At 77.0% G+C, this 7,228-nt stretch carries 5 protein-coding genes; all 5 read right to left on the bottom strand.

Going from position 1 to position 7,228, the window contains the following annotated elements; translation table 11 throughout:
- Positions 1-115: 115 nt before the first annotated feature.
- Positions 116-2,206 carry a glycosyltransferase family 39 protein gene (locus tag AB0C69_RS35035; RefSeq protein WP_360359498.1) on the bottom strand — a complete coding sequence of 697 codons (2,091 nt, stop codon included), beginning with the start codon at positions 2,204-2,206 and terminating at the stop codon, positions 116-118.
- On the bottom strand, positions 2,203-3,555 hold the full coding sequence (locus AB0C69_RS35030) for a bifunctional glycosyltransferase family 2/GtrA family protein (RefSeq protein WP_360359496.1): 1,353 nt from the start codon (positions 3,553-3,555) through the stop codon (positions 2,203-2,205). Before AB0C69_RS35030 ends, AB0C69_RS35035 begins: the two co-directional genes overlap by 4 nt.
- Positions 3,556-3,631: 76 nt before the next feature.
- Positions 3,632-5,125, bottom strand: coding sequence for a HAMP domain-containing sensor histidine kinase (locus AB0C69_RS35025; RefSeq protein WP_360359493.1), 1,494 nt, complete (start codon positions 5,123-5,125; stop codon positions 3,632-3,634).
- Positions 5,122-5,862: a response regulator transcription factor gene (locus tag AB0C69_RS35020; RefSeq protein WP_360359491.1), complete on the bottom strand. Its 741-nt coding sequence runs from the start codon at positions 5,860-5,862 to the stop codon at positions 5,122-5,124. The genes AB0C69_RS35025 and AB0C69_RS35020 overlap by 4 nt, the downstream gene beginning before the upstream one ends.
- A gap of 85 nt (positions 5,863-5,947) precedes the next feature.
- Positions 5,948-7,108: a hypothetical protein gene (locus AB0C69_RS35015; RefSeq protein WP_360359488.1), complete on the bottom strand. Its 1,161-nt coding sequence runs from the start codon at positions 7,106-7,108 to the stop codon at positions 5,948-5,950.
- Between the last annotated feature and the right edge of the window lie 120 nt (positions 7,109-7,228).

Here is a 7,228-nt window from a genome sequence, read left to right as displayed (position 1 = left end):
GCACCAACATCGAGGCCGCCTGCGCCCGCTTCGGTTTCGTCCCGAATGTCGTCGCCGAGACCCGCGACCTCACCCTCGTGCGGCAGCATGGGAGTCTCCGAGGTGGTGTCCCTGTTCAGCCGAGCTTGTAGAGCCGGGCGCCGGTGGTGCCGCCGTAGGCGCTGGCGTCGACGGGGGTGGCGTTCTTCTGGACCCAGGTGGTGACGGCGGTGTCGCCGCCGCCGGGGCCCATGCGGCCGCCGAGCAGGATGTAGCGGAGCCTGCCGTCCTTGACGTACTGCTGGAGCTTGGCGACGGTCATGGCGGGGTCGCTGCCGGTGAAGCCGCCCATGGCGATGGCGGGGCGCCCGGTCCGCAGGATGATCGAGGAGGCCTCCTGGGCGCTGGAGACGGCGACGAGCCAGGTGGCCCCGCCCTGGTTCTTCTCCAGGTAGGTGAGCATCTGGGTGTCGACGCCGCCCCCGGGGCCGCCGCCGAATCCGCCGCGCACTCCGGCTCCGCCGGGCCGCTGCCCGCGCCCGTCCGCGCCCCGCCCGTCCGCGCCCCGCCCGTCGGGTGCCTGCGCGTTCTGGCCGCCGGGCTGCCACGGGGGCGTCATCCCGCCGGGGGCCTGGCCGCCGGGCATGGCGGGGGGCGCGCTGCGGCCGCCGGGGAAGGCGCCGCGCGGCCCGAAGCCGCCGCCGGGGCCGCCGCCGGAGGCGGGGCCGGCCAGGGGGTTGGTGCCGTTGGACGTGGTGGATGCGGCCGCGACGGCGTAGGCGCCGGGGCCTGCCAGGCCCGCGGTCACGGCGAGGGCGAGGCCGGCGACGGTGGCGCGTGTCCCGGCGCGGCCGGAGACCCGTCCCGCGATCAGGGCGGCGGCGGCCAGGACGGTGGTGGCGGCGACGGCCCACCGCAGCCACGGGTTCCAGGACGGGGTGCGGTCCAGCAGGACGAACGCCCACGCGCCCGTGACGGCGACGCCCGCGGGCAGCACCCACGCCCAGGCCCGCGACGTGCGGTGGGCGCGGGTCAGCAGGACGGCTCCGGCGCCGGTGAGCGCGGCGATCGCGGGGGCCATCGCGGTGGAGTAGTAGGGGTGGAAGGTGCCCTGGGCGAAGCTGAACACCACGTAGTGGACGGCGAGCCATCCGCCCCACAGCAGCAGCGCGGCGCGTGCGGGGTCGGTGCGGGGTCGGCGGCGCAGCAGGACGAGTCCGGCGGCCAGGGCGAGGACGGCGAACGGGATGAGCCAGGAGATCTGGCCGCCGAGGATGTCGTTGAACAGACGCCCGGCACCGGACTGGCCGCCGAAGCCGCCGCCTCCTCCGGGGCCGCCGCGCCCGCCCGGGCCGCCGCCCTGGCCGAGGATGCGGCCGAGGCCGTTGTAGCCGACGACCAGGTCCCAGGCGGTGCCGTCGGTGCTGCCGCCGATGTAGGGGCGGGAGCGGGCGGGGATGGCGTCGACCAGCAGCGTCCACCACAGGGAGGAGGCGGCCAGGACGGCGCCGGCGGCGAGCAGGTGCCCGATGCGGCGGGCCGGGGCGGGCCGCGCGGCGACCAGGTAGGCCAGGGCCAGCGCGGGGACGGCCAGGAACGCCTGGAGCATCTTGGTGTTGAAGCCGCATCCGACGAGGAACGCCGCGAGGAGCAGGGGCCGCAGCCGGCCGGTGTCGATGGCGCGCTGGCAGGCCCAGGCGGCGGCGACCAGGAACAGCACCAGGAGGGTGTCGGGGTTGTTGTCGCGGTTGATCGCGACGGTGATCGGGGTGAGGGCCAGGACGGCGGCGGCGGTGAGCGCGGCGGCGTGCCCGAAGGCGCGGCGGACCGTCGCGTGCAGGACGGCGACGGCGGCGGCGCCGGCGGCGACCTGCGGGAGCAGCAGGCTCCAGGTCCCGAATCCGATGACGCGGGCGGTCAGCCCCATCGCCCACAGGGCCATGGGGGGTTTGTCGACGGTGATGTAGGAGCCGGCGTCCAGGGATCCGAAGAAGAACGCCTTCCAGCTCTGGGTGCCGCTCTTGACGGCGGCGGAGTAGTAGGAGTTGGCGTCGCCGGCGGCCGTCAGTCCCCACCCGTACAGGGCGGTGGCGGCGATCAGGACGGCCCACAGGGCGGGGCGCGCCCAGCGGGGGTCGCCTTCGGGTCCGAGGAGCAGGCGGCGGGCGCGGCCGCGGGGCGCGGTGCGCCCTGCGGCGGGCGGCGGCGGGGTGAGGGTGGAGGTCATGCCGGGGTCCCTCCGGTGCTGTCGTGGGCGGGCGGGGGCGCGGCGACGGTCTCTGCGGCGCGCCCCGCGGCGGGTGCGGCTGCGGGTGCGGCGGGGTGGTCGCCGAGGCGGCGGGGGTGGAAGATCCAGGCGCGCATGAGCAGGAACCGGGCGAGGGTGGCCAGGGCGTTGGCGGTGACGAGCGCGGCGACCTCGACGGCGCGTCCGGCGCCGGGCGCGGCGGCGTGCAGCAGGGCCAGGCCGCCGGTGCTGAGGGCCAGGCCGAGCAGGAACGCGGCGCCGCCTTCGAGCTGCTGGCGCATGGCGCGGCGGGGGCCGGTGACGCCGAAGGTGAAGCGGCGGTTGGCGGCGGTGTTGCCGACGGTGGTGACCACCAGGGAGAGGGCGTTGGCCCACAGCGGCCCGAGGAACAGGCGCAGCAGGACGAACAGGATGAGCTGGGCGAGGGTGCTGAGGACGCCGATGACGGCGAAGGCGGGCAGCTGGCGGGCCATGCCGGCGGGGAGCGCGTCGGCGGCCCGGCCCGCGGCGGCGGGGGCGCGGCGCCCGCCGACGGGGGCGCGGAACGCGCCGGTGAGCATGCGGCGGGCGACGCGGGCCATGCCGCGCAGGTCGTCGCGGGCGGTGCGCAGGACGTCGACGCGGCTGTCGGGGTCGTCGACCCAGTCGACGGGGACCTCGTGGATGCGCAGCCCGTTGCGTTCGGCGAGCAGCAGCAGCTCGGTGTCGAAGAACCACTCCTCGTCCTCGACCGAGGGCAGCAGCGCCTGGACGATCTCGGTGCGGGCGGCCTTGAAGCCGCACTGGGCGTCGGTGAAGCGGGCGGCCAGGGCGGTGCGCAGCAGCAGGTTGTAGCAGCGGGAGATGATCTCGCGGCGGGGGCCGCGCACGACGGCGGAGCCGCGGGTCAGGCGGGAGCCGATGGCCAGGTCGCTGTGCCCGGAGATGAGGGGGGCGACCAGCGGCAGGAAGGCGTCCAGGTCGGTGGACAGGTCGACGTCCATGTAGGCGACGACGTCGGCGTCGCTGGTGCCCCACACGTGTCGCAGGGCGCGGCCTCGGCCCTTGTCGCGCAGGCGGACGGCGCGGACGCGGGGGTGGCGGTCGGCCAGGTCGCGGGCGATCGGCCAGGTGGCGTCGGTGCTGGCGTTGTCGGCGACGGTGATGCGGAAGGGGTAGGGCAGGGTGTCGGCGAGGTAGGAGTGCAGGCGTTCGACGCTGGCGGCCAGGACGCGTTCCTCGTTGTGGACGGGGACGACCACCTCGACGAGCCGTCCCCGTCCGCCGTGGTCGTGCGGCGGCGGGGGCGGCGCGGCGGGCGTGCCCGGTTCGGTGATGAGGTGACTCATGGGACCGAGGTTCGGGGGCCGGTGTGGGAGGGCGGTGAGCCGTGTCTTAACGCCGCATGAGAAACCCGCCGGGTGGTCAGTCGCCGGGGCCGGGGGTGCCGGGGAGGCGGACGCGGGCGAGGGTGCCGCCGCCGGGGGCGGGTTCCAGGGCGACGCTTCCGCCGCATTCGGCGACGACGCGCGCGACGATGGACAGTCCGAGGCCGGAGCCGGGCAGGCTGCGGGCCGACGGGGAGCGCCAGAACCGTTCGAACACGTGCGGCAGGTCGGCGGCGGGGATGCCGGGGCCGTGGTCGCGGACGGTGAGTTCGCCGTCGTGCAGGGCGGCGGTGACGGTGCCGCCGGGCGGGCTGAACTTCACGGCGTTGTCGAGGAGGTTGACGATGGCGCGTTCCAGGGAGGCGGGGTCGCCGTGGACGTGCCAGGGCCGGGCGTCGCAGGTGACGGTGAGGCCGGGGCCGCGCAGGCGGGCGCGTTCGACGGCGCGGTCCAGGACCTCGTGCAGGGCGACGGTCTCGTGGACGGGGGCGGTGTCGGCGGGGCGGGCCAGTTCCAGCAGGTCGCCGACGAGGCTGGACAGTTCCCGCATCTGCGCGCGGACGCTGGCCAGCAGGTTGCGGCGGGTCTCCTCGGGCAGGTCGCGGCCGGCGGCCTCGGCGCGCAGCAGCAGGTCGATGTTGGTGCGCAGGCTGGTCAGGGGGGTGCGCAGCTCGTGGCCGGCGTCGGCGATGAGCTGCTGCTGGCGTTCGCGGGAGGCGGCCAGGGCGGCGGTCATGGTGTTGAAGGAGCGGCTGAGCCGGGCGATCTCGTCGGTGCCCTCCTCGGGGATGCGGGTGTCCAGGTCCTCGGTGCGGGCGATGTGCTCGACGGCGCCGGTGAGCTCGTCCACGGGCCGCAGCGACGCGCGGGCGATCATGAGGCCGGCGGCGGCGGACACCAGGACGCCGAGGGCGGTGACGGCGGTGAGCAGCAGCGCCAGGTTGTCCAGGGGGCCCTGGACCTCGTCGAGGGAGATGGCGTAGGACACGGCGGCGGGGGTGCCGTCGGGGAGCCGGAACGAGCGGGTGAGGATCCGGACGCCGTCCTCGGCGCCGGTGGCGGTGACGCCGGTGCCGTCGTGGTAGACGTGGTCGCGCTCGCCGCGGGCGACCCGCGCGTCCTGGGCGCCGACCTGGAGAGCGCCGGCGCCGGGGACGGTGCAGCGCCGCCCGTCGGCGCGGACCAGCTGCATGATCTCGTAGGGGCCGGGCGGCGGGTTCTGGGCGCCGGTGCCGGTGGGCTCGGAGGAGCAGGCGGCCAGGATCGCCTCGGGGCGGCGGGGCAGGCGGGGGCCGTGGAAGGGGGGCTGACCGTCGCGGTAGCCGCCGTCGCGGGCGCCGGGCGGGCCGCCCGACACCGCGCCGAGGCGGCGGTCCAGTTCGCGGTACAGCTGGTTGCGGGTCAGCAGCCATCCGGCGCTGGCGCAGGCGGCGACGGCGAGCGCGACGGCCGCGGCGGTGAGCAGCGCCATCCGGGCGCGGAGCGTGAGCCTCCGGGTGAGGCGCCGGGCGACGGGGGCCCGGGTGCTCACGGGGACGCCGCCGGGCGCAGCACGTACCCGACGCCGCGGACGGTGTGGACGAGCCGCGGCAGCCCGCCCGCCTCGGTCTTGCGCCGCAGGTACATCACGTACACGTCCAGGGAGTTGGAGGCGGGTTCGAAGTCGAATCCCCAGACGGTCTCCAGGATCTGCTCGCGGGTGAGGACCTGGCGGGGGTGGGTGAGGAACATCTCCAGCAGCATGTACTCGGTGCGGGTGAGTTCCAGGGGGCGCCCGGCGCGGGTGACCTCGCGGGTGAGGGTGTTCATGCGCAGGTCGTCGAAGGCCAGGACGTCGCCGGGTGCGGTACCGGGCGCGGCGGGGGCGGGGGCGGTCATGGCGGCGCGGCGCAGCAGGGCGCGGACGCGGGCGAGCAGTTCGTCGAGGTCGAACGGCTTGGCGAGGTAGTCGTCGGCGCCGGCGTCCAGCCCGGTGACGCGGTCGCCGACCATGTCGCGGGCGGTGAGCATGAGGACCGGCATGGTGGCGCCGAGGGCGCGCAGCCGGCGGCAGGTGGTCAGGCCGTCCATGCGCGGCATGAGGACGTCCAGCACGACCAGGTCGGGGGTCTCGCGCTCGACCTGGTCCAGGGCGGTGACGCCGTCGGCGGCGCCTTCGACCCGGTAGCCCTCGAACTCCAGGCTGCTGGTCAGGGACTCGCGGACGGCGGGTTCGTCGTCGACCACGAGGATCCGCGGGGGCGGTGCGTCCTGCGGGCCGGGTTCCATGTACTCACGGTAGACAGCGCCGGTGGGCGGCCCGGCCTCCGGCGGGTGTTTCTCATGGTTCTTTCAGAAACTTCTGAGGGCCGGTTCAGCGTTCGCCGTCGGGGCGCGCGCCGAGGTCGAGGCCGGTGTCGGTGTCGGTCTCGGCGGTGGCGTCGGCCCACGCGTCGCCGCCGGCGGCGGGTTCGGGGGGCTCGACGGTGGCCTTGATGACGACGGCGGTCGCGGCGGCCGGGCGGGGCGCGGCGGGGCGGGTGGCGGTGGTCCAGGTGGTCTTGGCGACGTCGACGACGACGTCGCGGGACACCTCGACGATGATGCCGCGCAGGGTGTCGCGCAGGGCGAGCTTGAGGGCGTCGCGGAGCAGTTCGCGCAGGACGGCCTCGACGGCGGCGGTGGCGGCGCGGGCGGCCAGGTCGCGGGCGGTTCGGGCCAGGGCGCTTCCGGCGGCGGCGGTGAGCAGCCCGGAGGCGGTGCGGGCGGCGCCGCGCACGCCGGGGTCGCGGCCGGCGCGGGCGGCCAGGTCGGCCAGCGGCGCCAGTTCGGCGGTGGCGCCGGTGGCCTCGGCGGCGCCGCGGGCGGTGTCGCGCAGGGCGGCGGCCAGGTCGCGGGCGGCCTGCTCGGCGGTCTGGCGGACGGCGCGGGCGACGACGTCGCGGCCGGCGATCATCAGGGCGTCCACGGCGGCGTCGGCGACGGTGTCGACGGCGGCGTCCACGACCATGCGGGTGGCGGCCTGCACGACGGGGGCCGAGGCGGTGCGGCCGGCGGCGTCGGCGACGGTGCCGGCGGCGGCGCGGGCGAGGGGGCTCTGGACGGCCAGGCGGCGCGCGGCGGCGGCCATGGGGTGGCGGGCGGCCTGCTCGGCGAGGGTCATCGCGGCGGCGGCGGCCTCGAACGCGCCGGCGGTGGCGGGGTTGGCCGCGGCGGCGGCGCGGGCCTCGGTGACGGCGCGTTCGGCGGCGGCGCGGGCGGCCTTGACGGCGGCGTCCCGTGCGGCCTGCTCGGCGGCCCTCATCACCGGCGTCCCGGACGCCTGGGCCAGGATGCGGTCGGCGGCGAGCGCGGCCGCGCCGCGGGCGGCGTCGCGGACCGGTTCGCTCGCGGTGGCGATGCGCGCGGCGGCCGGCGCCAGGCCGTCCCAGATCTCCTGCACCCGCCGGGCGGCCGCCTGGTCGGCGCGGTCGAGCCCGGTCGGCCGGTCGTCGTTGTCGCCGTCGTTGTCGCCCACGTGGTCGTCCACGGTCACGCCCCCTCATCGCGATCCCGCCCCAAATCACCATAACTGCCGAACAGTGCTGTCAGTTCCGGGCGACGTCCCCGCCGGCGCCCCCGCCGGGCGGGTCGTCGCCCCCCCGGGGCCGGGGGA

This window comes from Actinomadura sp. NPDC048032, from assembly GCF_040653175.1.
In the GTDB taxonomy this organism is placed as follows: Bacteria; Actinomycetota; Actinomycetes; order Streptosporangiales; family Streptosporangiaceae; genus Spirillospora; species Spirillospora verrucosospora.
Note: the sequence above shows the minus strand (reverse complement) of the source record. Positions and strands in the feature narration are given on the sequence as shown.